General features: G+C 70.2%; 22 protein-coding genes and 1 tRNA gene. 11 read left to right on the forward strand and 12 right to left on the reverse strand.

Features of this window, described 5'->3' with window-relative positions:
• The first annotated feature begins 141 nt into the window (after positions 1-141).
• A tRNA-Gln gene (locus SACTE_RS00425) sits at positions 142-213 on the forward strand.
• Positions 214-216: 3 nt separating this feature from the next.
• On the forward strand, positions 217-2,517 hold the full coding sequence (locus tag SACTE_RS00430; RefSeq protein ID WP_014044044.1) for a hypothetical protein: 2,301 nt from the start codon (positions 217-219) through the stop codon (positions 2,515-2,517).
• 46 nt (positions 2,518-2,563) lie between these two features.
• Here SACTE_RS00430 and SACTE_RS35335 read toward each other — a convergent pair whose 3' ends face one another.
• The 8 genes from SACTE_RS35335 to SACTE_RS00465 form a co-directional block, all read right to left on the reverse strand.
• On the reverse strand, positions 2,564-2,692 hold the full coding sequence (locus tag SACTE_RS35335) for a hypothetical protein (protein ID WP_256059425.1): 129 nt from the start codon (positions 2,690-2,692) through the stop codon (positions 2,564-2,566).
• Positions 2,693-3,107: 415 nt separating this feature from the next.
• Complete coding sequence (locus tag SACTE_RS00435) at positions 3,108-4,340, reverse strand: serine hydrolase domain-containing protein (RefSeq protein ID WP_014044045.1); 1,233 nt, start codon at positions 4,338-4,340, stop codon at positions 3,108-3,110.
• Between the two features lie 280 nt (positions 4,341-4,620).
• Positions 4,621-5,316 carry a response regulator transcription factor gene (locus SACTE_RS00440; RefSeq protein WP_014044046.1) on the reverse strand — a complete coding sequence of 232 codons (696 nt, stop codon included), beginning with the start codon at positions 5,314-5,316 and terminating at the stop codon, positions 4,621-4,623.
• Positions 5,309-6,490: a histidine kinase gene (locus SACTE_RS35340; RefSeq protein ID WP_014044047.1), complete on the reverse strand. Its 1,182-nt coding sequence runs from the start codon at positions 6,488-6,490 to the stop codon at positions 5,309-5,311. The genes SACTE_RS00440 and SACTE_RS35340 overlap by 8 nt, the downstream gene beginning before the upstream one ends.
• A gap of 301 nt (positions 6,491-6,791) precedes the next feature.
• Positions 6,792-7,724 (reverse strand): ABC transporter substrate-binding protein, encoded by a 933-nt coding sequence (locus tag SACTE_RS00450; protein WP_014044048.1) that lies wholly within the window; start codon positions 7,722-7,724, stop codon positions 6,792-6,794.
• An 11-nt stretch (positions 7,725-7,735) separates the two neighbouring features.
• Positions 7,736-8,407 (reverse strand): ABC transporter permease, encoded by a 672-nt coding sequence (locus tag SACTE_RS00455; RefSeq protein WP_014044049.1) that lies wholly within the window; start codon positions 8,405-8,407, stop codon positions 7,736-7,738.
• A 4-nt stretch (positions 8,408-8,411) separates the two neighbouring features.
• Complete coding sequence (locus SACTE_RS00460) at positions 8,412-9,062, reverse strand: ABC transporter permease (protein WP_014044050.1); 651 nt, start codon at positions 9,060-9,062, stop codon at positions 8,412-8,414.
• Complete coding sequence (locus tag SACTE_RS00465) at positions 9,059-10,126, reverse strand: ABC transporter ATP-binding protein (RefSeq protein ID WP_014044051.1); 1,068 nt, start codon at positions 10,124-10,126, stop codon at positions 9,059-9,061. Before SACTE_RS00465 ends, SACTE_RS00460 begins: the two co-directional genes overlap by 4 nt.
• A gap of 138 nt (positions 10,127-10,264) precedes the next feature.
• On the opposite strand from SACTE_RS00465, the gene SACTE_RS00470 reads away from it, so the two are divergent.
• Positions 10,265-11,794 (forward strand): aromatic amino acid ammonia-lyase, encoded by a 1,530-nt coding sequence (locus SACTE_RS00470; protein ID WP_014044052.1) that lies wholly within the window; start codon positions 10,265-10,267, stop codon positions 11,792-11,794.
• A gap of 139 nt (positions 11,795-11,933) precedes the next feature.
• Entirely contained in the window at positions 11,934-12,338 is a 405-nt protein-coding gene (locus SACTE_RS00475; RefSeq protein WP_014044053.1) for a nuclear transport factor 2 family protein, read from the forward strand.
• 151 nt (positions 12,339-12,489) lie between these two features.
• Here SACTE_RS00475 and SACTE_RS00480 read toward each other — a convergent pair whose 3' ends face one another.
• Together SACTE_RS00480 and SACTE_RS00490 are read right to left on the reverse strand one after the other, a co-directional pair.
• Positions 12,490-13,179: a DUF6882 domain-containing protein gene (locus SACTE_RS00480; protein ID WP_014044054.1), complete on the reverse strand. Its 690-nt coding sequence runs from the start codon at positions 13,177-13,179 to the stop codon at positions 12,490-12,492.
• Positions 13,180-13,738: 559 nt separating this feature from the next.
• Entirely contained in the window at positions 13,739-14,353 is a 615-nt protein-coding gene (locus SACTE_RS00490; protein ID WP_226995137.1) for a hypothetical protein, read from the reverse strand.
• Positions 14,354-14,874: 521 nt separating this feature from the next.
• On the opposite strand from SACTE_RS00490, the gene recA reads away from it, so the two are divergent.
• The gene (gene recA / locus SACTE_RS00495) at positions 14,875-15,945 is read left to right on the forward strand and encodes a recombinase RecA (RefSeq protein ID WP_014044056.1); all 1,071 of its coding nucleotides are present in this window, start codon (positions 14,875-14,877) and stop codon (positions 15,943-15,945) included.
• 474 nt (positions 15,946-16,419) lie between these two features.
• Here the strand turns inward: recA and SACTE_RS00500 are convergent, their stop codons facing one another.
• Complete coding sequence (locus tag SACTE_RS00500; protein ID WP_014044057.1) at positions 16,420-17,202, reverse strand: hypothetical protein; 783 nt, start codon at positions 17,200-17,202, stop codon at positions 16,420-16,422.
• A 295-nt stretch (positions 17,203-17,497) separates the two neighbouring features.
• A complete protein-coding gene (locus SACTE_RS00505; RefSeq protein ID WP_014044058.1) occupies positions 17,498-18,949 on the reverse strand; it encodes an amidase in 1,452 nt (483 codons plus the stop codon).
• 156 nt (positions 18,950-19,105) lie between these two features.
• On the opposite strand from SACTE_RS00505, the gene SACTE_RS00510 reads away from it, so the two are divergent.
• The 6 genes from SACTE_RS00510 (at position 19,106) to SACTE_RS00535 (ending at position 24,756) form a co-directional block, all read left to right on the forward strand.
• Positions 19,106-19,717 (forward strand): TetR/AcrR family transcriptional regulator, encoded by a 612-nt coding sequence (locus SACTE_RS00510; RefSeq protein ID WP_014044059.1) that lies wholly within the window; start codon positions 19,106-19,108, stop codon positions 19,715-19,717.
• 433 nt (positions 19,718-20,150) lie between these two features.
• A complete protein-coding gene (locus SACTE_RS00515) occupies positions 20,151-21,200 on the forward strand; it encodes a hypothetical protein (protein WP_014044061.1) in 1,050 nt (349 codons plus the stop codon).
• Between the two features lie 103 nt (positions 21,201-21,303).
• A complete protein-coding gene (locus SACTE_RS00520) occupies positions 21,304-22,527 on the forward strand; it encodes a permease (protein ID WP_014044062.1) in 1,224 nt (407 codons plus the stop codon).
• A 342-nt stretch (positions 22,528-22,869) separates the two neighbouring features.
• Positions 22,870-23,808, forward strand: coding sequence for a GntR family transcriptional regulator YhfZ (gene yhfZ / locus SACTE_RS00525; protein ID WP_014044063.1), 939 nt, complete (start codon positions 22,870-22,872; stop codon positions 23,806-23,808).
• Positions 23,809-23,937: 129 nt separating this feature from the next.
• Positions 23,938-24,324, forward strand: coding sequence for a PRD domain-containing protein (locus SACTE_RS00530; protein WP_014044064.1), 387 nt, complete (start codon positions 23,938-23,940; stop codon positions 24,322-24,324).
• A 75-nt stretch (positions 24,325-24,399) separates the two neighbouring features.
• Positions 24,400-24,756: a DUF2620 domain-containing protein gene (locus SACTE_RS00535; protein WP_014044065.1), complete on the forward strand. Its 357-nt coding sequence runs from the start codon at positions 24,400-24,402 to the stop codon at positions 24,754-24,756.
• Positions 24,757-24,785: the final 29 nt, after the last annotated feature.

Consider the following 24,785-nt stretch of genomic DNA (forward strand, 5'->3'; position numbering starts at 1 on the left):
CCGAACGGGACCGGCGCTTGTTCCCCGCGGGGAGTCCGCCCTGTCACCTGCTGCTGCTTCCCGCCGGTGTGCTCACGAGGTGCGCGCTCACGGAAAAGCCGTTGTGCGATGATCAGCTCGGCGTCTAGCGTCTACCGTCATCGGCGTGTAGCTCAGCAGGAGAGCACCGGGCTCTGGTCCCGGAGGGCGCAGGGGCGGAACCTGCCACGTCGGCTTATGAATGACGACGCTGAGCAGCAGCCTCTCACCGTGGCCCTGTCCTATCCGGAGGGCCAACTGGCCAAGGCCTTCGTGACCGCGTTGACCCATGAGGACGTCGGCGCACGGCATCGCGCCGAGGTACGCGGGGAGCGCTGGCGGGAGGTTCTGGCGGCGCTGGCCGCAGACCGCCTCTCGGTCGGTTCGCGTACGCCCGTGGTCGGGCTTCCGCCGTGGGTCACTCCCGAGGTGGTCCGGGGCGGCTTCGCCACCGGTTCGGCGAGCGCGGGCGGCCCGCTCCGGACCCACGAGACCGAGGCCGCGCGGAGTTTCCGCGTGCCCGCTCAGCGGCGTGCGCTCTTCGCGTACTGCCTCACGGAACCCGGACTTGCCTGGCTGTGGGCCCGGTTGGACAGCGGCTGCTACGAGATCGGCGTACCCGAGGAAGCCGCACTGCTCACCGTGGCCTGGCTGGTGCGCCGTGGGGAGACCGGCGCGGCGCTCGACCTCGTGGCGGAGCTGGAGCCGTTCGCCGACCGGCTGCGCTTCCTGCCCCGCCCGGCGGACGGGCCCGCACCGGACGCCACCGCGGCCGTCCATCGGCGCACCGTCTCCGAGACCGTCGACACCCTGGCCCGGCGGCGGCCCAACGCGGCCGTCGAGACGCAGCGCGAGGCGCTCGCCGTGTGGCAGCCCTTCGCCGACGAACTGCTCACCCACTGGCTGCGGACAGCTCAAGGCGGCGACGTTCTCGGGCTCGCTCCGGAGGCGAACTGGCCGGCGCAGGGCGAGGCTCTGCTCGACCGCTACCGGGTGCTCGCCGCGGAGCACACCTTGTGCACCAAGCACCGCGACCCCAAGGAGAACCTGGGCATTCTTCGGGAGGCGCTGGAGGAGGTCGTCGCCGGACGGCCGCTGGAGGCGCGTCGGCTCGGTCTGCTGCGACACGCGGTGCGGTCCATGGTGCGGCGGCGCGGTCTGCCCGGCTCGGCCGCGCACACGGCCTTGCGCCGTCGGCAGGCCGAGCAGGCGGCGCTTCCCTCACATCACGCCCTGGCGCAGCTGATGTCGCGTCGGCTCGCCGCTCTCCCTCCGGGGACGGGCATCACCGACATCGCCCCGCTCCTGGGTCCGGTGGACGGGGAGGAGAGCCGGGAGACCGGCCTGCCCCTCGGAGCCGTCGTACCGGCCACGGTCAGCAAGGTGGTCGAGTCCGCGCTGAGCGCCCCGATCGGCACGCTCGTGGAGCGGGGCGTCATCCCGTCCGCCGAGGTCATGGCCGAGTTGGTGCCGCAGTTGGTCGCCGCCACCACCGCACACGCGTACGGCGACGCGGCCCTGCGAGCCGTGATGGCCGCGAACTACCGGGCGTTCCGCAACCGCCGCTCGTTGCTCCTGCTCAATCTGGAACGGCAGGTGCGTGTCGAGGAACTGCCCTGGGTACGGGCGGTTTCGCGGCAGCGATCGGCGGCACCGGACACGCCGGACGGCGAGGGCGCGCTCTTTGTGCTGCGGCACCTGGGCGAGCTGGCCGTACAGGCCTTCCCGGGGACACTCCTGCCCAATCCGCTGATCCGCGAGTTCGGCGTCCTCGGCCGCCAGGGCGACCTCGGGGCCCCGTTCGTGGAGGAGCTGGCTGCCGACATCTTCATGGGCACGTTCAGCCCGAAGTTCCTCAAGGCCGCACGGGTCGCGGGCGAGCTGCTCGGCGGCACGCTGTACGAGCGTTACTACGGCATCGACTACGCGGCCATCCGCAATCTGGCGATCGTCGAGACCGGTGAGGCTCTGTCCCGTTCGTCCGGCACCCGCACCTCTCCCGGCTTCGCGCGGCTGTGCGCCGAACGGGCTGGGCCGGCCTCGCGGGCCTGGTCGGTCGCGGCGAACGGGATGGTGATCGAGCAGGCGCAGATCCTCACCACGCACAACCTGGCCACCCTGGTGAACCGGGTGGGCATCACCCCCCGGGCCGGATGGTCCGACCTGGCGCGCCTCTGCTTCGCGACCGTGTGCCGGCTGACCGCCCGTGTGCACCGCAACCCGCGGCCGTTGGGCACGATCAAGGACGCCGCGTACGCGTGGCGCCAGATGGTGTTCCACCTGTCCCTGTGCCCGCCGCAGGAGCAGCGGCGGGCCATCGCGGGCATGACGGAGGAGACGGCCCGCCACCCGGCCCATGTCGCTGCCCGGCTCGCTCCAGCCCCGGCGGGCCTGGTTCTGGTCGGCGAGGGGGGCGCCTTCGGCCGTGACGGGACGGCGGACACCGGACGGGCCCGGCGCTTCGTGGGGTGGAGCGCGGACGGGCACTGGATGCGGTGAGCCCGGAGTCGGCCGTGCGGCAGGTGCACGTGCTCGGTCGCCGTCCTCAACCGGCCGGGCCGGGTGCGCCTGATTGCCCGTCAGATTGCTGCCGGCTGTGTTCCCTGACCGACTTCTCGATGGTGCGCGCACATCTGGTGAACGCCTCGGCCTGGTCAACGGTCAGATCGGGCATCTGCCCAAGGTGCGCCACATACCGGCGATGGGCTCCCGCAGGGCGCGACCGGCATCGACGATCTCGCGGTTCCTTGACGGGCGTTTTTCGGCGTCACCGGTGCCCTCCCCGTAAGACGGCGGCCGCGCCCGGCACGCATGGCCCGGTCGGTGCCGCCGTACTCGGCGTGGTGAGTCCGGTCTTCTTCACGGTGCGGGCCACCTGGGCGCAGGCGGTGGTTTCGTCCTCGCCGACAGTTCCGTCAGCGAGGAGATCGCCGGCGCGGACGTCAGCGAGGAGATCGCTGACGTCCGCGATGCGGGAGAAGAATGCTCGTATCTCCCCGAGGGGAGCCGTCACGGCCTTCTGGGGACCGGCGTCACCGGTGCTGTGCCCGTCCGGAGCCCGCAGGACGCCGCCGGACTGTCCGCGGTCGTCATGCGGTCGGGCTGTCCGAGGGCTGTGGCTCGCCGAGCATCTGACACGTGGCCGCGTCGACGAGGGCCTTGTTCGCGGTGGCGGCCTTCTCGTCCTTGATGCCGAAGTTCGTGCTCGTCAGGACGGCGACGCTGCGCCGTCCGCTCACGTCGGTGTAGATCTCGCTGGAGTAGCCGGGCAGACCTCCGGTGTGCCCCCACACGGTGCCGCAGGAGGTGTCCACCCGCATCAGGCCCAGTCCGTAGCCTCCGCCCTCCTCAGGAGCGTCGACGGTGGTGCGCATCTGCTCCAGCTGCGCCTCGGGCAGCAGCTCGCCCGACATCAGCGCGGTCAGGAAGCGCTGCCAGTCCTGTGCGGTGGAGACCATGCCGCCCGCCGCCCAGGACCAGCTCGGGTCGATGGCGGAGGTGTCGATGTTGTCCCCGGGACGCTTAGGACCGGTGAATCCGACGCCCTCGGGCAGGTCCACGGTTGCGGAGAGGATGGTCTTCAGGCGCTCGGCGGCCGGCTCGTAGCCGGTCACGTGCTGCTTCCCGGTGGTCTCGTCGGTGTCCCAGTCGGCGTTCGTCGCCAGGAACGAATTCTCCATACCCAGCGGCTCGGTGATCCTCTTCTCGATCAGCTCGGCCAGGCCCGTGCCGGTGGCCTTCTCCAGAATGAGCCCCAGTGCCTCGTAGTTGGCGTTGCTGTAGGAGTACGTCTCACCGGGCGCGGACACCCGTTGGGGCGTGCTGGCGAGGAGTTGCTCCGGCGTCCACGTGCGCTGTTCCTGGCCGGTGAGAGAGGGCAGGAACTGGGAGGTCAGCAGGAAGTCGCCGAGCCCGCTGGTGTGGTTGAGCAGCATCCGTACGGTGATGTCCGCGCCGTCCTCCAGCTGTCCCGGCAGCCACTTCTCCACCGGGTCGTCCAGGCCGATCCGGCCCTCGGCGACCTGCTGGAGGACGAGAGTGGCGGTCACTGTCTTGGTGTTCGAACCGACCCGAAACAGGTCGTCGGCGGCCAGGCGGTGATCGTCCTTGGTCCAGGCGGCCTGCCGGGCGGCCTCGGCGGGCTTTCCGTCGCCGGAGTCGACGCGGACGACGATGCCCAGGGAGCCCGCGTCCGCCGCCTGCTGTGCGAGACCGGCCAGTTCTTCGCCGGCCGCCGGGCTCGCCGCACTCCGCCCGTCCTCCTCCGCACCCGCGTCCGAGCAGCTGACGAGCGCCGCTCCCATGCAGGTCGCCAGCACCATGGTCAGCGCTCCCCGGAAAACTCGGTGGCGGCGGGACGAGGTGTATCGAGACGACGTGTATGACGTCGCGTCTGGCGTGTGTACGGACATGGCGGTTCCCTTCGGCGCGTGACGATGTGCTGTGTGCGTCGAGGGACCGGGCAGGCACCCGTCGAGCGGCCGCCGGCGGGTCCCACGCACAACAACCATTCAGTCAGTGGCGCGCCGCCGGCACATCGCTCGATGGCGGGCTTCCCGTCGGCCCGGGGTCACTCCAAGGAGTGACCCGTAGGCGCCCAGGTCAGGACAGGGTGTTCCTGGCCAGCACTGCGGCCTGCGCCCGGCTCTGGCAGCCGGTCTTCATGAGTACGCGGCTGACGTGCGTCTTCACCGTGTGCAGGCTCACCACCAGTTCCCCGGCGATCTCGGCGTTGCTCAGCCCGTCCCGGATCAGTCGCAGCACGTCGACCTCCCGCTCGGTGAGGTCCCGCAGCCGGGCCAGCTCCTGGTCGCTGGGCCGTGGACGGCCGCTCAGATGGCCCTCGATGATCCGCCGGGTCACCGCGGGGCTCAGCGCGCTGTGCCCGGCCGCCGCAGCACGGACGGCCTCGGTCAGTTGTTCGTACGAACTGTTCTTCAGCAGGAATCCGGACGCCCCGGCCGTCAGCGCGTCGTCGACGTACGCGTCCAGGTCGAACGTCGTCAGCATGAGCACTCGGCTGCGCCCCGGCCCGAGCAGTCCGCGCCGGCCCAGCTCGGCCAGTGCCCACAGGCCGTCGCGACGCGGCATGCGGATGTCCATCAGCAGCACGTCCGGCCGTAGCCGCGCGCACGCCTCGACGGCTTGTTCACCGTCGTCCGCGGTGCCCGCCACGGTGATGTCCGCCTGGCTGTCCAGGATGGCGCTCAGCCCGGCGCGGATGACGGGCTCGTCGTCCACCACGAGGACGCTGATCGGCCCTTCGCCCAGGACGGACCCGCTGATCTGCTCAGACACCCGCGGGCTCCCACCGCATCGTGGCCATGACGCGGAATCCGCCGGCCTCGGTCGGACCCGCGACGAGTTCGCCGCCCAGCGCGTCCACCCGTTCCTCCATGCTGACCAGTCCGAGTCCGACACCCGCGCCGGGCGTACCGCGCCGGGCGGCACGACCGTTCACGATCTCGCACCGCAACTCTCCCGCGTCGCCTTCGACACTCACCCGGACCGGTGCCCCGGGCGCGTGCCGGCGCGCGTTGACCAGCGCCTCCTGCACGATGCGGTACCCCGCCAGCTGCACCGGGCCCGGCACGGGTTCCGGCGCGCCGCCCGTCGTCAGCTCCACCGTCCCGCCCGCGGCCCGGTGACTGTCCAGCAACGCCTCCAGCTCGCCGAGGCCCGGCACCGGCTGGAGCGGGACGGCGTCCGCCGGGTCGCGCAGCATCCGCAGCAGGTCACGCAGTTCGCCGCTGCTCTGCCGGCCCGCCGCCGCCAACCCGTCGACCTGGGCGCGAGCCCAGTCGGGCAGCTCGCCGCCGCGGGCCCGCAGGGTCTCCGCGTGTACCACCAGCAGGGTCAGCGAGTGGGCGACCACGTCGTGCATCTCACCGGCGATCCGTGCCCGCTCGCGTTGCGTTGCCTGCGACGCCTCCAGAGCCTGCGCCCGGCGCGCGTCGGCCGCCCGTCGCTCGGCCGCGGCCAGCAGCGCCTGCCGGGTCCGCGCGGCGAATCCCATCGCCCAGGCCAGCGGCATCGGGGCCAGCGCGGCGAGGACGTCCAGGCCGCCCTGGAAGTCACCGGAGTCGGTCGTCATCCGGTTCAGCCACAGACCGGCCACGCCCAGCACGACGGCGGCGAGGACCGCCGACACCGTCCTCCGCCAGCTCGCGCAGTGGTTGCCCAGGTTGTAGAGCAGCACCGCCAGCGGCAGGAAGACCAGTGGCGACAGCTTGGCCCCCGCGCCCGCGCTCCCCACCAGCGCCGCCAGAAGGGCCGCGAATCCCACGACGAAGGCGGTGGCCGGCAGCCGCCGCCTGAGCAGCAGGGCCACCACACCCACCGCCTCGTACGCCGTGAGAGACGCCCAGGCCGGCCCGGATGTGTCCACGTACGGCTGTGACAGCAGCGGCGGCAGGAACGTCAGCACGACCAGCCCGGTGTCGGCGCCCCACCGGGGCCACCTGTCGTCCATCACTCTCATCCCTCCGACACTAGGACCTCGCACGCCGCCCTTCGTCACTCCAAAGAGCCACGCGCGCCGCGCCACCGGTCCCCCGGGGCGCCGACGGTCGTTGCATGGTCCGACCGAGGCCCCGGCGGGTGCGGTGCCAACCGGCGATCCGGGCCCTTGCAAGGGAACGCGGTCCCGTGCCGTCAGCCGTCCGGGACGACGTCGACGGAGTCGACAGAGCGGCGCTCCCCCAGGGCTTCACCTGGCACGACTCGGCTCCTGGCCTCTCGGTGGTGTGTCCTGTCGCCCGATTCCGCCGCGGCTACTTCCTGATCCCGTGCTTCGCCGCCCAGTCGTGGGCGACGTCCTCGGGGTCCTTGCGGTCCTTGTCCACCAAGCGGTTGAGCTCGGTGAGGTCCTTGGTGGTCAGCAGGCCGCCCAGGCGGGCGAGCGCCTTGCGCACCGTCGAGTCGGCCTTGCGGTCGGCGATCAGCGGGACGACGTGCTGGCCGGGGATGAGGTTCTTGGGGTCGGTGAGTACGACCCAGCCCTCGGCGACGATGTCGGTGTCGGTGGTGAAGAGGTTGGCCACGTCCACGTCGCCCTTCTTCAGGGCGCCCTTGACCAGCGGGCCCGAGGAGTCGAGGGATTTGAACTCCTTGAACTCCACGCCGTACACGTCCTTGAGGCCCACCGAGCCCACCGCGCGCTTCTTCACCTCGGGCGCCGCGCCGATGACGAGCTTGCCGTTGTGCTTCGCCAGGTCCGCCAGGGACTTGAGGCCGTACTCCCTGGCGGTCTCCCGGGTGACGGCGAACGCGTCGGAGTCCTCGGCCCTGCCGTAGGGGAGGATCTGGAGTCCGCGCGGCAGGGCCATGGCGAGGGCGTTCTGCATCTCGCCCTCCTCGGTGGCCGTGGCCTTCGCGTCGAGGTAGTGCAGCAGCGCGCCCTGGTACTCGGGCAGCAGATCGATGTCGCCGCCCTTGAGCGCGGGGATGAGGATCTCGCGGGTGCCCAGGTTGGGGCGGACCGTGTTCTTCACCCCGGCGGCATCGAGCGCCGCGGCGTAGAGATGGCCGAGGACCTGGTTCTCGGTGAAGTTGGCGGTGCCGATGGTGACGCCGCCCTCGCTGGAGCCTCCGCCCCCGCCGCTGGATCCCCCTCCGTCGAGAGAGGTGATGCCGCTGCTGCACGAGGCGAGCGCGGGGACGGTGGCAGCGGCGAAGAGGCCGCCGAGGAGAGTTCTGCGGTTCATGGTGCGTACTCCTAGGCCGGCGTGGCGGGGCGGTGGCGGAAAAGGACGCGCTGGAGGGCGGAGAGCGCGAGATCCAGGACGACGGCGACCACCGCCACGAGCACGGCGCCGCCGAGTACCTGCACGAGGTCGCGCTGGGCGAGCCCGTCGAAGACGTACCGGCCGAGTCCGCCGAAGGAGACGTACGCGGCGATCGTGGCGGTCGCGACGACCTGGATGAGCGCGAGCCGCAGCCCGGTCATGATCAGGGGGAGCGCCAGGGGCAGTTCGACCTGGAGGAGCACTTGGTGCCAACGCATGCCCTGGCCCCGCGCCGCGTCCCGTACCTCGGGGTCGACAGCCGTCATCCCGGCGTACGTGTTGGTGACGATGGAGGGTACGGCGAGTGCCACCAGGGCGATGTAGACGGGCCACATGGACAGGCCGCTGGCGAGGAAGACCAGCACGACGAGCCCGACCGTGGGCAGGGCCCGTCCGAAGCTCGACAGGTTGATGGCGATGAACGCGCCGCGCCGGGTGTGACCGATGAGCAGGCCGACGGGCAGCGCGATGGCTGCGGCGACGAGGGTGGCGAGCAGCGAGTACTGGAGGTGCTCGGTGAGGCGGTGCCCGATGCCGTCGGAACCGGCCCACTGTTCGCTGCTGACCAGCCAGGCGCCGAGGCCCTTGAGAAGTTCGTACATGAGGTCAGACCCCCCGCTTCTGCCGACGGGTCCACGGCGTCAGGACGTACTGGACGGTGACGAGCAGGGCGTCCGCCACGAGTGCGAGGAGCAGGGTCAGGACGACGCCGACGATGACGGGCGTGGGGAAGTTCCGCTGGAATCCGTCGGTGAACAGCTGCCCGAGTCCGCCGTCGCCGATGTACGTGGCCACGGAGACCAGGGAGATCGCCATCACCGTCGCGATCCGCACGCCTGCCATGATGACGGGGAGGGCGAGAGGCAGTTCTACGGTGATCAGGGTGCGCAGCGGCCGGGTGCCCATGGCCTTCGCGGCCTCCTTCGTCCGCGCGGGGACGGAGTCGAGGCCCTCGACGGTGTTCCGCAGGAGCACGACGAGCGTGTAGATCGTCAGGCCGATGACGGTGGTGGTGCGGGTGAGTCCGCTGACCGGCAGGAGGAGTACGAAGACGGCGATGGACGGGATGGTGAAGAGGATGTTCGACAGCCCGAGGAGCAGTCCGCGCAGCCTGCGTACCCGGTGCGCCACCACGGCCAGGGGAAGCGAGACGAGCAGGCCGAGGAGTACGGCGGTGAGGGCGGCCTGCAGGTGGGAGAGGGTCAAGGCGGTGAGATCGTCGGTGTGGTCGGCTATCCACGACCAGTCGACGCTCATGCGGCCACCGCGCTTGCCTCGCTGTGTACACGGCCCGCGCGGTCGTGGATGTCCTCGCGGGAGGAGACGCCGGTGAGGACACCGTCCGCGTCGACCCGGGCGACCAGGCCGCTCGGTGCGGCGATCGACTCGTTGAGCGCCGACAGGAGCGAGTCGGTGTCCTGCAGCGGCCGGAGCGGTAGCGCCGTGTCGTTCTCCGTGTCGTGCCAGACCAGCGGCTTACGGGCGGAATCGAGGGTCAGCTGCCAGCGGGCTCCCTCGGGGGCGGGCCCCTGGGCGACACCGGCGAGCGTCGTCAGGGACAGCAGCTTCAGGCCGCGCTCCGCGCCCAGGAAGTCCGCCACGAAGGCGTCCGCCGGGCGGGCCAGCAGTTCGGCGGGGGCGGCGCACTGGACGAGATGGCCGCCGGTCCGGAAGACGGCTATGCGGTCACCGAGCCGCACCGCCTCGTCGACGTCATGGGTGACGAAGACGATCGTCTTGCTCAGATCCCTCTGCAGGCGCAGCAGTTCGTTCTGGAGCTGAGTGCGGACCACTGGGTCGACGGCACCGAACGGCTCGTCCATCAGGAGTACCGGCGGGTCGGCGGCAAGTGCGCGGGCCACGCCGACGCGCTGCTGCTGTCCGCCGGAGAGCTGGTGCGGATAGCGCTTGCCGGCGTCGGCCGACAGGCCGACCGTCTCCAGGAGCTCCGCCGCCCGAGCCCGGGCCTTCCTGCGGCCCCAGCCGAGCAGCAGCGGTACGGTCGCGATGTTGTCCGACACGGTGCGGTGCGGGAAGAGCCCGGACTGCTGGATGACGTAGCCGATGGAGCGGCGCAGCTCGGCGGCGTCCTGCTCCAGGACGTCCCTCCCGGCCACCCTGATCGTCCCTGAGGTCGGGTCGACCATCCGATTGATCATGCGGAGCGTCGTCGTCTTACCGCAACCGGAAGATCCCACAAGGACGGTCACGCCGCCTTCCGGCATGTCGAGGGTGAGGTCCTGCACTGCGGTTGTGCCGTTCGGGAAGCGCTTGTGGACCGCATCGAACTGGATCATGAGGAGTCCCTTGCCCGGCTGCATATCATCATGCAGAGTTCTCGGTGACTGAATAGGTTGTCAATAGTTGGTCAACAGGTTGTCGCCGCACAGGTGGAGATCCCTGGTCACGGGTGGCCGCAGAACAGTACGGAGCGCCCGATAGAGGAGCAATTGCTACCAATGTCGTCTCATATTGCGGACTGGGCGGCCAGCGGCAACGGCACGGCCATCGTCCTCGACGGCCGCCGACTGATGGTCGCAGATGTCGTACGCATGGCCGAATCCGTCGCCAGGCCCGTTCCGTCGACCGACGGCATGAAGCGCGTGGAAGCCTCCTGGAACGCGGCGCGCGAGATCGCCTCCTGGGGCCGGGTCTACGGCCGCTCCACCGGCGTGGGGGCGAACCGGAATGAGTCCGTGCCCACCGAGGCGGCCGCCGACCACGGACTACGGCTGCTGCGCAGCCACGCCGGAGCGATCGGCGAGGAGCTTCCCGCGCGCCAGGTCCGCGCCATGCTCGCCGTCCGTGCCAACCAACTCCTCGCGGGGGGCGCGGGGCTGCGGCCGACCGTCGTCACCGCGCTCTGCGAGGCCCTGGAGACGGGCGCCTACCCGCAGGTCAACGAATTCGGCTCGGTCGGCACCGGCGACATCGCGGCACTCGCGCAGATGGGCCTCGCGCTGGCGGGCGAACACCCCTGGCGGGGAACGGGGGCCGCCCCCGCGGCGCAGCCTCTCGACAACAACGATGCCCTGGCCCTGATCAGCAGCAACGCTCTGACCCTCGGCCAGTCCGCGCTCGCCCTGCACGAGCTGCGGGGCCTGATCGCGGCCACGCAGGTGGTGGCGGCGCTGTCCCTGATGGCGATCGACGGGTCGTTCGAGGCGTACGCGCTGCCCGTGCACGAGGCACGGCCGCACGCCGGCTCGACCGCGGTCGCGGAACGCATGAGGCTGCTGCTGGGCGCCCCCGACCGCCCCACACCGCCGCTCGGCCGGATCCAGGACCCGTACGGCTTCCGCTGCGTACCGCAGATCCACGGGCCCGCGCACGACGCGGCGGACGCGCTCGAAGAGGTCCTCACGGTCGAGATCAACGCGGCCGCCGAGAATCCGCTGATCTCGGCCGACGACATGGCGGCCTACCACCACGGCGGCTTCTATCTCGCCCAACTCGGCCTGGCTCTGGACCACTTCAGACTGGCGGTGACGCAGGTGGCCCGTCTGTCGACCTCCCGCCTCTCGACGCTGAACGAGCCGGGCTTCACTCGTCTGCGGCCCTTCCTCGCGGACGGCGAGCCGGCCTCGTCGGGAGTGATGATCCTCGAATACGCGGCCGGAGCAGCCCTCGGAGACCTGCGGGCCTTCTCCGCGCCCGCCTCCCTCGGCCACGCGGTGCTCTCACGGGGCGTGGAGGAACAGGCCAGCTTCGCGTCCCTGGGGGCGCGGCAGACCCTGCGGGCGTGCCAGGCGTACCGGCTCGTCGTGGGGTGCGAACTCATCGCCGCTGTGCGGGCGTTGCGCCAACGCGACCTGCGGATCGATCCCGGGCTGCCGTTCGGACGCGCCTTCCAGCTGGCGGACTCGGTCCTCGACGCGGAGCTGGCCGACCGGCCGCTGACGGACGACGTGACGGCGGCCGCCGGACTGCTCGACCGGTTCACCGAGCTGTGGCTGGACCTCAAGTCCGCAAGGGGAACGCTCCCGTAGTTCCCGATCACCCCGAACTCCCGAGGTGCTGGGGACGACCGCCTCGGCGGCGAGGCCGCGCCCGCGTGTCGAGAGACCCCGTCGGCTCCCACGTCCCCTATGACGGACAAGGGCAACGTTTGGAGGACCGGGAATCGCCATGCCGGACGACACCGAACAGATCCGCACGCTGGTCGAGGAGTGGGCGCGGGCGGTGCACCGCGGTGACCTGAGCACCGTGGTGGCCGATCACGCCGAGGACATCGTCGTTTTCGACGTGCCGCCACCGTTCAGGGGCGTGCGCGGCCTGGCCGCCTACCGGGAGCTGTGGCCGCCGTTCTTCGAGTGGCAGGCACAAGGCGCGGACTTCGACGTCGAGGAGCTGGAGGTCACCGCAGGCGGGGAGGTCGCGTTCGCGTACGCCCTGCTGCGCTGCGGGACGCCCGACGAGTTGGCCGCCCGTCCCGGTCTGCGGCTGCGGCTGACCCTGGGGCTGCGCAAGCAGTCCGAACGGTGGGTGGTTGCACATGAGCACCACTCGTTCCCCTGCACGGAGGCGCCGTGATCCCCTACGGCGATGACGCCGAGCACCGCGCCACGGCCGGCTCGACGAGCCCCCGCAGCCAGACATCACGTTCGATCCGGATGACGCGCACGACGCAGGTGGCGCCCGCCGCCAGGGGTGCCGGTGATCGCGACGACGGCACTCCCCCGGATCAGCCGCTGACCGTCAGCTGGATGTCGCCGATCCGCCCTATCCGGTCGAAGGAGACAACGGCGGCGTTCCCGGTCGGCAGATCGGCGATCAACCGGTCGCCTTCCACACGCTGCGGCACCCCGTGGCGCTCGAAGTACCCCATGACGGCTTGTCGCGGCGCATACCCGATGAGCGAGGCCCCGGTCATGAGCACGCGTGGCAGGGCGACGGGATCGAGCTGGGCGCTCGGCACCTTCGGGTCGTCGGGCAGGAAGTACACCTGGGTGCCGGGACCGGCGGGCTGACCGATGTATCCAGGGGTGTTCGCTACCCCCATCCCCGCGAAAGCCAGCATCTCGGCGGCCCGCCGAGGATCGTCGAACCCGGACAGATCCATTTCCTCGGCGGTGAGCTCAGGAATCCCGTGCGTCTGCCCGTACCGTGCCACCGCAGCGGACAAGGCAACGACCTCACTCCCGCCGAGCCCCGGATTCGCCCAGCCCCACAGCCAGGAACCCGCCTCCATGTCGTACGTGCCCAGGACACCGACCCGTAGCTGCACCTCCCCCTGCCGGTACGAACACGTCGGCAGGTCCGCGCTCCACGGCGCCTCGGGCAGGAACTCCATCAGCGCCTCGAGCTGAGCAGCGCCCCAGACGGAGTGCCGTTCCGCCTCGAGCAGGAATGGTTCGCTGAATCCGTTTGTCATGATCAAGAGCGTAGGGGCGAGACCCGATGACGGGTGGTCCGGGCCGACTTCGGGAGTACCACGCCCTCTTTCCTAGGCCCTGATGTCGGTGCCTGGAGCCGGCGTCAGGGTGAAGAGTTCAGACCTCTCGGTCCGGGCACAGGCCCCTGCCGAGCGGCAGCACGTCGCTGGTCATAGTCGAGAATGCGAACAGCTCGGGAAGCGCCTTGTCGAGCGTTCCAGCGATCCGACGGACCGATGCCCGGACCGCCGGACCCGTCGTGACGCCACCGCACCGCAAGTTCAAGAAGAAGAACGACCCGCACTCTGGCGGGAGAAGACGCGCGAGCGCCGAGGCAAGGCCCACTCCTCACGCCGCGTCCAGGCCAGGCACGACATCGCCCGCCGGGGGAACTGGCGAGCACCGGCCCGTCGCGTCGGCCGCCGCGAACACGTGGACGACACCGTCGTCGACTTGCTGTCCAGCAGCAGACCGCAGACCCGATCCTGGCTTGGCAGCCGTGAGCGCCGAGGCCCCACCGGTCCTTCGGCGTCTCACCGCCGACCGTGCACGGGCTCGTCAGGAAGCGGACGGGACCGGGGCGGCGGAAGCCAGGCTGTAGAAGACCGAACGCCCCTGCTTGGAACGCTCCAGCAGACCCTGCGCGACCCCCTGCTCCAGAGTGTTGCGCACCACCGTCACCTGGACCGCGCGCTCAGGGTGTGCCTCGGTGAGCGAGGCTGCGACTTCCGCCGCCGACTTGGGTTCGCTCTGTCCCGCCAGGTAGGAGGTGGTCAGCTCCAGCCACGTCGGCTCCCCCAGCTTCTTGGGAGAGGCCGCCTTCTTCGGAGAGGCCGCCTTCTTGGGCGTCCTGCGCCCTGGGGCGGCAGCCGACTTGCCTGCCGCTGTCTTGCCGCCGGAGCGTCGGGGCGCGGGAGCCGCAGCCGTCTTGCGGCCCATGCTCTGCTTCGCCACCCGCTTGGCCGTGCCGCCCAGCACCTCCTGCATCTTCGTGAGGACCTGCTCGCTTTCCTCCAGGCGGACCAGCTCGTCCTGCAACCGTGCCAGTTCGGCACGTACGCGCTCCTGCTCGCTCCGGTTGGCGGACAGGTCGTCAGAAACCCGCTGGGCGTAGTCAGCCGTGACGCTCGTAGTGGGAAGGTGTCCGGACATGTGGTCCTCAGCTCTCGACATGGGGGGTATGTGTAGAGACGATCGTACTCATACGGATCAACCCAATCCTCCGGCGCTTACTGCCTCATGGCCGTCACGTGAGCAGCTCTCCTGCCGAGCGCGAGGCACACCTGCATCCGTCCACGCGTTCGTTACCTCCACACGTGGCCGCGAGTGGCGTCGCCACTCTCCCTCCGTGGGACAACTCAGCGACACGGAACGAAGATCCACACGCCTGTCCGCGTTCCGAGCCGCGAGACGGCTTGCGAGGGGAACCCGTCCTGGACGCGGCGGAAGGCGCTGCCGTAGGCAGTGGCCACATTCGAGGACGCCGTGACCCAGCGGAAGAAGCGGGGGCGCGGTCTGTGTCCGGAGCGGTCCGGTGCGCCACCCGTCCCGCTTCCCTCGGTTTGGTACCTTTCAGGGGACACGAAAATCGATCGGATGTTCGCTTTCAGGACCTCCGACACGTCCGTTGTCGGCAGTAGACGCTCACGTTCTCCGACGTGCGGCGTGCCACTCAATCGGACCGGGTGAAACTCATGGCAGGAACCGACCACGAGAAGGCACTGGACACCGCGCTCGCACAGATCGAGCGGAAGTTCGGCAAGGGTGCGGTGATGCGTCTCGGTGAGCGGCCGAACGAGCCGATCGAGGTGATCCCCACGGGATCGACCGCGCTCGACGTCGCGCTCGGCGTCGGCGGTCTGCCGCGCGGCCGCGTGGTGGAGGTGTACGGCCCGGAGTCGTCCGGCAAGACGACGCTGACGCTGCACGCCGTGGCGAACGCCCAGAAGGCCGGCGGGTCGGTGGCGTTCGTCGACGCCGAGCACGCCCTGGACCCCGAATACGCCAAGAAGCTCGGTGTCGACACCGACAACCTCATCCTGTCCCAGCCGGACAACGGTGAACAGGCGCTGGAGATCGTCGACATCCTGATTCGCTCCGGCGCGATCGACCTGATCGTGATCGACTCCGTCGCGGCCCTGGTGCCCCGTGCGGAGATCGAGGGCGAGATGGGCGACTCCCACATGGGTCTGCAGGCCCGTCTGATGAGCCAGGCGCTCCGCAAGATCACCAGCGCGCTCAGCCAGACGAGGACGACAGCGATCTTCATCAACCAGCTGCGCGAGAAGATCGGTGTGATGTTCGGTTCGCCGGAGACCACGACCGGCGGCCGGGCGCTGAAGTTCTACGCCTCGGTGCGTCTGGACATCCGGCGTATCGAGACGCTCAAGGACGGGATCGACGCGGTCGGCAACCGCACCCGAGTCAAGGTCGTCAAGAACAAGGTCGCGCCGCCGTTCAAGCAGGCCGAGTTCGACATCCTCTACGGCCAGGGGATCAGCCGTGAGGGCGGGCTGATCGACATGGGCGTGGAGCACGGCTTCGTCCGCAAGGCCGGCGCCTGGTACACGTACGAGGGCGACCAGCTGGGCCAGGGCAAGGAGAACGCCCGCAACTTCCTCAAGGACAACCCCGACCTCGCCAACGAGATCGAGAAGAAGATCCTCCAGAAGCTCGGAATCGGAGTAGCGGCGAAGGTCGCGGTCGCGGAGGACACCGACCCCGCCCCCGACACCGCCCGGCCCTTGGCGGGAAGCGCCGCCTGACAGGTGTGGGCGGGGCCCGGCCGGAGGTCAGGCTTCCGACGCGTTCGGCGTCGCGGCACGCCCCGCGGCGTCGGTCCACTCGCGTCCCTGTTCCGTGCCAAGGACCTGCTCGTGCGCGTACGGGTGGCACCGGCCCACCGGCTCGTACGCGTGACGCGGCGAACAGCTCGCTCGGCAAGGAAATCGTCGAGCGGCCAGGAGCGCCGCTCGACGGACTGGCGTCGGCGATGGGGGCCTTGCCTGACCGGTGTGTTGCCGCGGCGGCCTTCCCCGCGACGGCCCGGACCCACTTGGTCGGCGCGGACGCCACCACGGTCCGGATCCACCACGGCCCGGATCCACCACGGCGCCGCCGGGGACGCATCTCGGTAACGGTGCCTCAACGCTAGGGGTATCTCCCACCGCTGCCCGCCTGTCCCGCACGCCCAGCGGGTCTCCGAGCTGAGCGCACCGGCCTTTCAGTCCGTGGACACATCAGTTGTGCTCCTCGTCGATGGTGACGGCGACGCCGTCCTTGATCTCGACGACGACGGCGACACTGCCCTTCTTGGCCGCGGCTTCGAGTTCTTCCTCGGTGCAGTCCGTGATCTTGGTGCGCTCGCCACAGATCCAGCCGGCGCCGTTGACGGTGGTGTCGGTGGAGGTGAAGAACGCACGCTCGGGACCGTCACCCGTCAGGGTGTACTTGCCGGGGGCCATGTATCCGAGCTTCCCGGAGAAGAGGCCGGAGGCGTCGCCGCCGGTGCCGCTGTCCGCGTGGTCCTCCACGATGCTGACGGCGACGCCGTCCTTGAGCTCGACCGAGGCACCGAAGCCCTTCTTCGCCGCGGCTTCGAGCTCTTCCTCGGTGCAGGGCGTGGCGGCCTGGCCGTTCGCGTCACCGCAGATCTTGCCCGCGCCCTGGATCTCGGTGTCCTCGGAGACGAAGAACGCCTGCCGGCCGTTGTCCTTGCCGGTGACCATGTACTTTCCGGGGGCCATGTAGGAGACCGTTCCGCTCCGTTTGCCGGTGACGCCCTTGCCGGCCGTCCTACTGTCGGACCCCTGGCCCGACAGCCCCTCGGCGGTGTCGGTGCCCTTCTCACCGTCTCCGGCCTTCCCCCCGGGATCCGAGTCCGAGGCCGAAGCCGACGTCGAGGCCCCCTTCGACTCGCTGCCGCTGTCCGCGCCCCCCTCCTGGCAGGCCGTGAGAAGCAGGGTCGTCGCCATCAGGGCGGCGGCGGTGAGGACGGTCTTGCGGTTGTGCCTACGGAGCATGGCGCGCATCCCTCTGCTGGTCGTGATGGTGCGGTCGGTTGGTCATTCCGCCCGGTTGTCGCTCGGTCGACTACCAGCGTGACCGACGCGACGATCAAGGAACAGCGCAGTTACGAAACAAGGACACTTCTGACAAAGCCATGGGACAGAAGCGCCTGAAGCGGTCATACTTTCCTCACTTCGGGCACACTTCTCACATGATCTTTCCCCACCTCGGCTCCGAGTAGAGGCTCGGTGCCGGTGTCCGCAGTCCCGTCGCGTCGGCGCGGTCGCGGTCAGGTGTGGTCGTTCGTGGTCAGGTCTTGTCGTGGTCGCCCGCCCACACGACAGGGTTCCGCTGCGCCCAGGGAGCGGCCTGTTCGAGCTGTCCCGCGAGGCGGAAGAGGATGTCCTCGCGCCCGTAGCCGGCGGCGAACTGGATGCCTATGGGGAGTCCCGTGGCGGGATCGGTCTCCAAGGGGACGGACATGGCCGGGGTGCCCGCGACGTTGAAAGCGACGGTGAAGGGTGAGCGGTGGAAGACATGCTCGATCCAGCCGAGTCCGTCGGCGCCTTCGGAACCTTCGGCGTACGTCCCCAGGCGGACGGGGAGTTCGGGCAGAGTCGGAGTCAGCAGCAGGTCGTAATCGGCGAAGTACCGGCCGATCGCTCGCGCGACGCTGTTCCGCGTCGCCAGCGCTCGAACGAACTCGGGCCCGCTGACCCGCCGCCCGTAGGCATAGCCGGCCAGAATCTCGGGTTCGAGGGTGGTGAGGTCGACGGGACGCCGGAAGGCCGTGGCGAGGTCGTCGATCGACGTCACCAGATTGGCGGTCCACATGCGGGCGTTGGCCAGGATGAACTCCTCCCAGTCGACGCCGAGGCCGAGTTGGACCTCCTCCACTCTGTGGCCCAGGGACTCGGCGAGTCGCGCGGAGCGCAGCGTGGCGTCGGTGACGGTGGTGTCGACGGCCCGACCGCCCCACGGCCGTGTGAGGAGGCCGATCCTCAGGCTCCCCGGCGAGCGGGTGGATTCCCGCGCGTAGGGCCGCTCCGGCTGCTGGGCGAAGTAGGGGTCGCCGGTTTCGGGGCCCTGTATCAGGTCCAGCAGGGTGGCGCTGTCACGTACCGAGCGGCTGAGGGCGCCGTGGACGGCCAGCCCGTTGAAGACCTCGTCCGCGTCGGGGCCCATGGACACCCGGCCACGGGTCGGCTTCAGGCCGAACAAGCCGTTGGCGGCGGCGGGTACGCGGATGGATCCGGCGGCGTCGGTGGCATGCGCGATCGGGACGATGCCCGCGGCGACGGCTGCCGCTGAGCCGCCGCTGGAGCCGCCAGGGCTGCGGGTGGCGTCCCAGGGGTTACGGGTGGCGCCGTAGAGGACTCCTTCCGTGGTGGTGCTGTACGCGAATTCCGGGGTCGCCGTGCGTCCGAGCGTCACCAGTCCGGCACGACGGAGGCGCGCCATGAGAAACGAGTCCGCCCCGGCGACGTTCCCCGCGGCGAGCCTGCTGCCCAGCTCCACCCTCTTGCCGGCCATCGCGACGGCAAGGTCCTTGATCAGGAAAGGCACTCCCGCCAGTGGTGTGCTGCCCGGAGCCGGCGTGTCCTGTGCGGGCCACGTCTCCACGACGGCGTTGATGTGCGGATTCACCGCGTCGGACGCCGTCTGGGCGGTCGAGGCGAGTTCGACGGGTGTCAGTTCGCCGCGAGCGACCAGGTCGGCCAGGCCGACAGCGTCATAGGCCACGTACTCGGAGAGCTTCATTTCCGTCCTCCCGGAAGAAGAGTGATGGGCCGCCTCGCGATACCGATCAGTGGCATGTGATACCGCTGGGTATCGCCTGAGACTGGTCGGTACCGTAACATGGGAACAGGGTGACGCAACGCCCGGTCAGGACCGACGAAAGGCCGTACGCCGACCATGGACAGAGTCAGCAGGCAGAGCAGAGTGGCCAAGCTGCCGCCCCGGGAGCGCATCCTCGACGCGGCCGAGGAACTCTTCGCACGCGAGGGAATCAAGGCGGTGGGTGTCCAGGCGATCGCCGACCGGGCGGAGACCACCAAGATGGCGCTGTACCGCCATTTCGCGACCAAGGACGCGCTGGTCGAACAATGGCTCCGGATCGTCGCGGCCGACTACACCGCCGCGTTCGACCGGTTGGAGGCCGCACATCCCGATGACCCGAGGGCCCAGATTCTCGGGCTGGCCCGGTTCATCGCCGACGGACTGTCCGAAATCTCCCACCGGGGCTGCCCGTTCATCAACTCCATCGCGGAACTGCCCGACCGCACCCATCCAGCACGTCGGCTGATCGAGGACCACAAGGCCGACCAGGCGCGCCGGCTCACCGCCCTGTGCGTCCGAGCTGGGCTGTCCGGGCCGGACGAGGCAGCCGCGGAAATCACCTTCGTCCTCGAAGGGGCTCAGGTAAGCGCCCAGAACGGAAGCATCGACCAGGTGGGCGAGCGGCTCATGAGGATCGTCGAGACCGTCTTGGACCGCCGCTCGGCGCGTGGCACCGCCGCCCTCTGAGGCACCCGTTCCGCGACCGGCCTTCCGAGCGGACCACGGCCGCCGGGGCGGAGGGGCGGGCGATGACGGCAGTGCACGCCCTCGGGGTCTTCGTCTTCGTCCTCCGCCCCGTCACCGAGAGCCGGGCAGTCCCTTCCGGACGGTCGATGCCGCGCGCGAACGGACAGCTCACATCCCCGGTCCGGTCAGGAAACGGAACCGAACAGAGAGATGTGGGCGTCCAGAACGTCATGAACGATCACTCTGATGGCACTGCCCCTGCGACCGAGCCACGGGCCGTCGCCGTCCCGCTCGACGGAGGCGTGGCGGTACCGGTCGCCCGCAACGAGCAGCCGCACGGGACCCGTCGTCCGTGCGGTCGGTACGGCGGGCACGGCCACCGCGGGGTGCGGCCCGCCGCCCACGCGGCCGGGGAGCGGGAGTGTGCCCCACGATGACCAACAGTTCCGTGACCAGCTCGCACGATCCTCGCGCCGACGCCTCCGCCGTGGCCGAAGGACTGCGCATCACCGGCCGCGACCGGCGCCCGGTGTTCGGTTCCGCCTTCCTGGTCGGCGCGACGGCGCTGCTCGTCGGGGGCGGAGCGGTGGCAGGCGGGTTCGCCGCCGCGTGGGGCCTCTTCCTGCAGGCCAGAAGGTCCGCCGAGAGCTCCATCGACTACGAGGAGTCCTACGCCGCGTACATCGACCAGTGGGACGGCCTCGTGCGGGTCGCGATGTGGGTGTACGCACTGCTGTTCCTCGTCGCGATCGTGTCGGTCGCCTGGCTGCTCACCGCCCAGGCCGTGACCGTCCGGCACGCGCGGGAACGCACGGACACGGCCTCCCCCACGCTCACGCTCCGCACCCTGTGGCGCCGCTCCCGTCCGCACTTCGGTGCCGCCCTCCGCATCCAGGTGCTCACCCTGGGGTCCGCGCTCGTCCCGGGGGCTGCGGGCCTGCTCGTCCTGGCCGCCGTCGACAGGGAGATGGTGCCCGGGGTCGTCTGGCCCACGTACCACGAGCCCGCGACCCTGCAGTTCATCCTGGTGGGCCGGATCCTGCCCGCCGTGATCTGGGCGTTCGGGCTCGTCCTTCTCTCCCGTCTGTCACTGGCCACCGCCGTACGGGTGGCGGACGACTCCTCGGCGACGGCCGCGATCCGCCGTTCATGGACGCTGACCCGGACGGCCCGGCTGCGCACCACCGGCGTCTTCCTGCTGTGCTCGGCCGCGATCACCATCGTCTTCATCGTGCTGAAGTGGCTCGGTACGTATGTGGCGCACTGGGCCGGACTGCTGATGCTGGCCACCACCGACGACAACGTATGGGTGACGGGTGTGCTCGTCATCATCACTCCGGTCGCGGTGGCGCTCGTGCTGCTGCCTTTGGTGCTGGCCCCGGTGGGCGTCGTGCTGGCGTGCCTGCGTGAGCGGCTGGACGACGGCGTGGGGCGGGCCGGAGCCCCGTCCGGGCGTCGGCCGGGGGTCGCGGCAAGCGGATGACGACGGCGAGGCGCGCGCCTCCGCGGCGTCCGGCGAAGTTACCCCTTGGGGTACACGATCCGGGCGTCGCATCGGGGCCGTCCGGGGCCACAGGAGGACGCGTATGCACGCCATCTGGCATGCCCTGTCGATCACCGGCTCCATGGCGTGGGAGATCGCCTGGGCCCTGATTCTGGGCTTCACCCTTTCCGCCGTGGTGCAGGCCGTGGTCCGCAAGTCCACCGTCGTCTCCCTGCTGGGCGACGACCGCCCCCGCACCCTGGTCACCGCAGCCGGGCTGGGTGTCGCCTCCTCGTCCTGTTCCTACGCCGCGGTCGCGCTGGCCCGCTCGCTGTTCCGCAAAGGCGCGAACTTCACCGCGGCGATGGCTTTCGAGATGGCCTCCACCAACCTCGTCGTCGAGCTCGGCGTGATTCTCGCCCTGCTCATGGGCTGGCAGTTCACCGCCGCCGAGTTCGCCGGCGGCACCGTCATGATCGTCGTCCTGGCGGTGCTGTTCCGCTTCTTCCTGCGTGACCGGCTGCTGCGTGGAGCCCGCGAGCAGGCCGAACGCGGGGTGGCCGGCTCCATGGAGGGCCACGCCGCGATGGACATGTCCGTCCAGGGCGAGGGCTCCTTCGCCCGGCGCCTGTTCTCCCGTGCCGGCTTCACCTCGGTGTCCCATGTCTTCGTCATGGAATGGGCGGCGATCCTGCGCGACCTGGCCGTCGGCCTGTTGGTCGCCGGCGCGATCGCCGCCTGGGTGCCCGACTCCTTCTGGCGCTCCTTCTTCTTCGACGGCCACCCGCTCCTGTCCAAGCTGTGGGGCCCGCTGATCGGCCCGGTGGTGGCGATCGCCTCGTTCGTGTGCTCGGTGGGAAACGTGCCGCTCGCCGTGGTGCTGTGGAAGGGCGGAATCAGCTTCGGTGGCGTCGTGGCGTTCCTCTTCGCCGACCTGCTGATCCTTCCCATTCTGAACATCTACCGGAAGTACTACGGCACGCGGATGGCCCTCTTCCTGCTCGGCACCTTCTACACCGCCATGGTCCTCGCCGGATACGTCGTCGAGTTCGTCTTCGGCGGTATCGGCCTCGTGCCCGACCGCGCCCACGCCACCGTCCCGGACAGCGGGGTGAGCTGGGACTACACCACCTGGCTCAACATCGTCCTTCTCCTGCCGGCAGCAGCCCTGGTCGCCCGGTTCCTGCGCACGGGCGGCAAAGACATGCTGCGCATGATGGGCGGCTCGCCCGACTCCCCACACGACCACGACGACACCCCGTCGCCCCCTTCCTCCACCGCTACGAGCCCACCGTCCGAAGGGGGTGACAGTTCGTCAGGCCGTTGAGTTCCGCCGAAGGCCCTGGTCGGGCGCGTACGCCCGCACCTGGGTGAGGGTGGCACCTACGGACCGGGCCGTGGCGAGCACGCCCCGCAGGGGTGCCATCGCCTCGCCACAGCCGTCGAGCCCGGCAGGGGCCGGGCAGAGGAACGTCAGGCCCCCCGGGACGCAACGCGCGACCGACGTCGGCCGAACGCCGCTGCGGGGCCGGCGAAGAACATCACCCCGTAACGGCCGACCGCCCTGTCGCAAGTGTTCGGGCGGAGGGGTGCGCCTGTGCTTCCCCTTGCGCGAGATGGGGCCGTCTTGACCCTTGTCAGTATACAAAATCCTGGTTACTGTCCTGTCGTGAACGATTTCGACGACCGCTTCCTCACACGCAACGGCCTCGCCGCGCGGCAGCTGGCCGTCCTGCTCCTGCACCACGAGCCGGACACCCGCCTGCCCCGTGTACGTGACTTCGCGGAGGAGCTGGGTTGCGGAAACGGAACGGTCCAGGCCGCTCTCCGCCTGCTGGAGGAGTCCGGGGCGATCTCCACGACCGCACGCGGTCATCTCGGCACGTTCCTCGTCCACTCGGACCGCGCCGTCCTGTGGCGGCTGTCCGGTCTGGGAACCCTGCTCGCGGCGATGCCGCTCCCCTACTCGCGGCGGTACGAGGGCCTGGCGACCGGGCTGCGCAGCGCGTTCGAGGACGCGGGTGCGCCGTTCGCGATCACGTTCATGCGAGGCGCCGGAGCCCGGACCGCCGCGCTGCTGGAGGGCAAGGTCGACCTGGTCGTCCTGTCGCGCTTCGCCGCCGACCAGTTGATCGCCGAGCATCCGGTGGAGCTGGTGGCCGACCTGGGTCCTGCCACATATGTGGGCGCGCACGGCATGCTGGTCCGGCACGGCGTCGACCTGGACACGCCAGGACTGCGGGTGGCCGTCGACCACGCGTCGGAGGATCTGCGGATGCTCGTGGAGCGGGTCTTCGCCGACCGCGAGGACGTGGAGTGGCGGGAGGCGTCGTACATGCAGCTGGGCGACCTGTTCGCCCGCAACGAGGTCGACGCGACCGTCTGGAACCTGGACGAGGCGCAGGACCGGCTCGGGATCGGGGTCGATGTACTTCCGCTCGGGGACGAGGTCACCCGGGAGCTGGCCCTGCGCAACTCCAGCGCCGCGGTGATCGGCCGGTCCGAGGGGGCCAACGCGCTCGCCGCGGTCCGTGACTCGCTGGATCTCTCCCTGGTGACCCGACTGCAGAGTGAGGTGCTCCGCGGCGAGCGCGTCCCCTCGTACTGACCGACCGGGTCCGAGCGGCCCGGGTGCGTACTGACCAGCGGGTTCAGTGACCGGGGTCTCACAACTCCCGAGAGTCGCTCGCCCTCAAAATACAAAATCCTGGTTACTGTTGATTTTAGGAGGATCACCATGGACGACCAGCTCGCACAGCGGATCCAGCTCTTTCGCGAAGGCGGTCAGGTCCGGCCCGAGGTGGCGGATTTCGTCACCACCGAGCTGACCTCTCTGGAGGCCGAGGGCCGCACGGTCACCGAGGCGACGGCGGGGATGCTGACCAGTCATCTGATGATGGCCCTCGGCAGGATCCTGGACGGTGAACCGATCGAGCAGTTCCTCACCGACGACCAGGTCGCCGCCGAGCTGGCCGGACACCCCGACGCCGTGGCCCGCGCCCGTGCCGTCTCGGCCCGTGCCGAACGGGAACTGGGGGCCTCGCTGCCCGAGTCCGAGGTCAACTTCCTCGGCATGCACCTGGCCGTACTGGCTCAGCAGCCCCCTGCCGCACCCCTGTCCTGACCGGTCGCGGCAGGCGGGGAACACCGCTCCGGCCCGTACACGAACCGACGAACCGACACAGAGAGAAGAACAGCCATGACGAAGATCCTCACCGGTGGAGTGGGCAAGGCCGAGGTCACCGAGGCCATCGGCAAGCTCGGCATCGACTCGCTGGACGTCGTCGCCTCCAGCGACATGGACGCGGCGATGAAGCTGCGGGCCGGCCAGGCCGACTACTACCTGGGCACCTGCCACACGGGCGCCGGCGCCTCGCTGGGTGTGCTCGTCGGCCTCATGGGCAGCGCCGCCTGCCATACCTTCGGGCGGAGCGTCCCGACCGAGGAGAAGATCACCGAACTGCTCGCCGACGGCAAGAAGGTCTTCGGTTTCTCGATGGACCAGATCGACGTCATCGCGCCCCTCATGGCACGCGCCATCGCCGCCCGCGGCTGATCCCAGCCTGTTCCCATCATCCCGGGCAC

This window comes from Streptomyces sp. SirexAA-E (assembly GCF_000177195.2).
Taxonomy (GTDB): domain Bacteria; phylum Actinomycetota; class Actinomycetes; order Streptomycetales; family Streptomycetaceae; genus Streptomyces; species Streptomyces flavovirens.

Excerpts from the sequence above, each read along its gene's own strand:
- SACTE_RS00430 (WP_014044044.1), top strand. The coding sequence starts at position 217 with ATGAATGACGACGCTGAGCAGCAGCCTCTCACCGTGGCCCTGTCCTAT.
- SACTE_RS35335 (WP_256059425.1), bottom strand. The coding sequence starts at position 2,692 with ATGCCCGATCTGACCGTTGACCAGGCCGAGGCGTTCACCAGATGTGCG.
- SACTE_RS00435 (WP_014044045.1), bottom strand. The coding sequence starts at position 4,340 with ATGGTGCTGGCGACCTGCATGGGAGCGGCGCTCGTCAGCTGCTCGGAC.
- SACTE_RS35340 (WP_014044047.1), bottom strand. The coding sequence starts at position 6,490 with ATGGACGACAGGTGGCCCCGGTGGGGCGCCGACACCGGGCTGGTCGTG.
- SACTE_RS00450 (WP_014044048.1), bottom strand. The coding sequence starts at position 7,724 with ATGAACCGCAGAACTCTCCTCGGCGGCCTCTTCGCCGCTGCCACCGTC.
- SACTE_RS00455 (WP_014044049.1), bottom strand. The coding sequence starts at position 8,407 with ATGTACGAACTTCTCAAGGGCCTCGGCGCCTGGCTGGTCAGCAGCGAA.
- SACTE_RS00460 (WP_014044050.1), bottom strand. The coding sequence starts at position 9,062 with ATGAGCGTCGACTGGTCGTGGATAGCCGACCACACCGACGATCTCACC.
- SACTE_RS00465 (WP_014044051.1), bottom strand. The coding sequence starts at position 10,126 with ATGCAGCCGGGCAAGGGACTCCTCATGATCCAGTTCGATGCGGTCCAC.
- SACTE_RS00470 (WP_014044052.1), top strand. The coding sequence starts at position 10,265 with ATGTCGTCTCATATTGCGGACTGGGCGGCCAGCGGCAACGGCACGGCC.
- SACTE_RS00475 (WP_014044053.1), top strand. The coding sequence starts at position 11,934 with ATGCCGGACGACACCGAACAGATCCGCACGCTGGTCGAGGAGTGGGCG.
- SACTE_RS00480 (WP_014044054.1), bottom strand. The coding sequence starts at position 13,179 with ATGACAAACGGATTCAGCGAACCATTCCTGCTCGAGGCGGAACGGCAC.
- SACTE_RS00490 (WP_226995137.1), bottom strand. The coding sequence starts at position 14,353 with ATGTCGAGAGCTGAGGACCACATGTCCGGACACCTTCCCACTACGAGC.
- recA (WP_014044056.1), top strand. The coding sequence starts at position 14,875 with ATGGCAGGAACCGACCACGAGAAGGCACTGGACACCGCGCTCGCACAG.
- SACTE_RS00500 (WP_014044057.1), bottom strand. The coding sequence starts at position 17,202 with ATGCTCCGTAGGCACAACCGCAAGACCGTCCTCACCGCCGCCGCCCTG.
- SACTE_RS00505 (WP_014044058.1), bottom strand. The coding sequence starts at position 18,949 with ATGAAGCTCTCCGAGTACGTGGCCTATGACGCTGTCGGCCTGGCCGAC.
- SACTE_RS00510 (WP_014044059.1), top strand. The coding sequence starts at position 19,106 with ATGGACAGAGTCAGCAGGCAGAGCAGAGTGGCCAAGCTGCCGCCCCGG.
- SACTE_RS00515 (WP_014044061.1), top strand. The coding sequence starts at position 20,151 with ATGACCAACAGTTCCGTGACCAGCTCGCACGATCCTCGCGCCGACGCC.
- SACTE_RS00520 (WP_014044062.1), top strand. The coding sequence starts at position 21,304 with ATGCACGCCATCTGGCATGCCCTGTCGATCACCGGCTCCATGGCGTGG.
- SACTE_RS00530 (WP_014044064.1), top strand. The coding sequence starts at position 23,938 with ATGGACGACCAGCTCGCACAGCGGATCCAGCTCTTTCGCGAAGGCGGT.
- SACTE_RS00535 (WP_014044065.1), top strand. The coding sequence starts at position 24,400 with ATGACGAAGATCCTCACCGGTGGAGTGGGCAAGGCCGAGGTCACCGAG.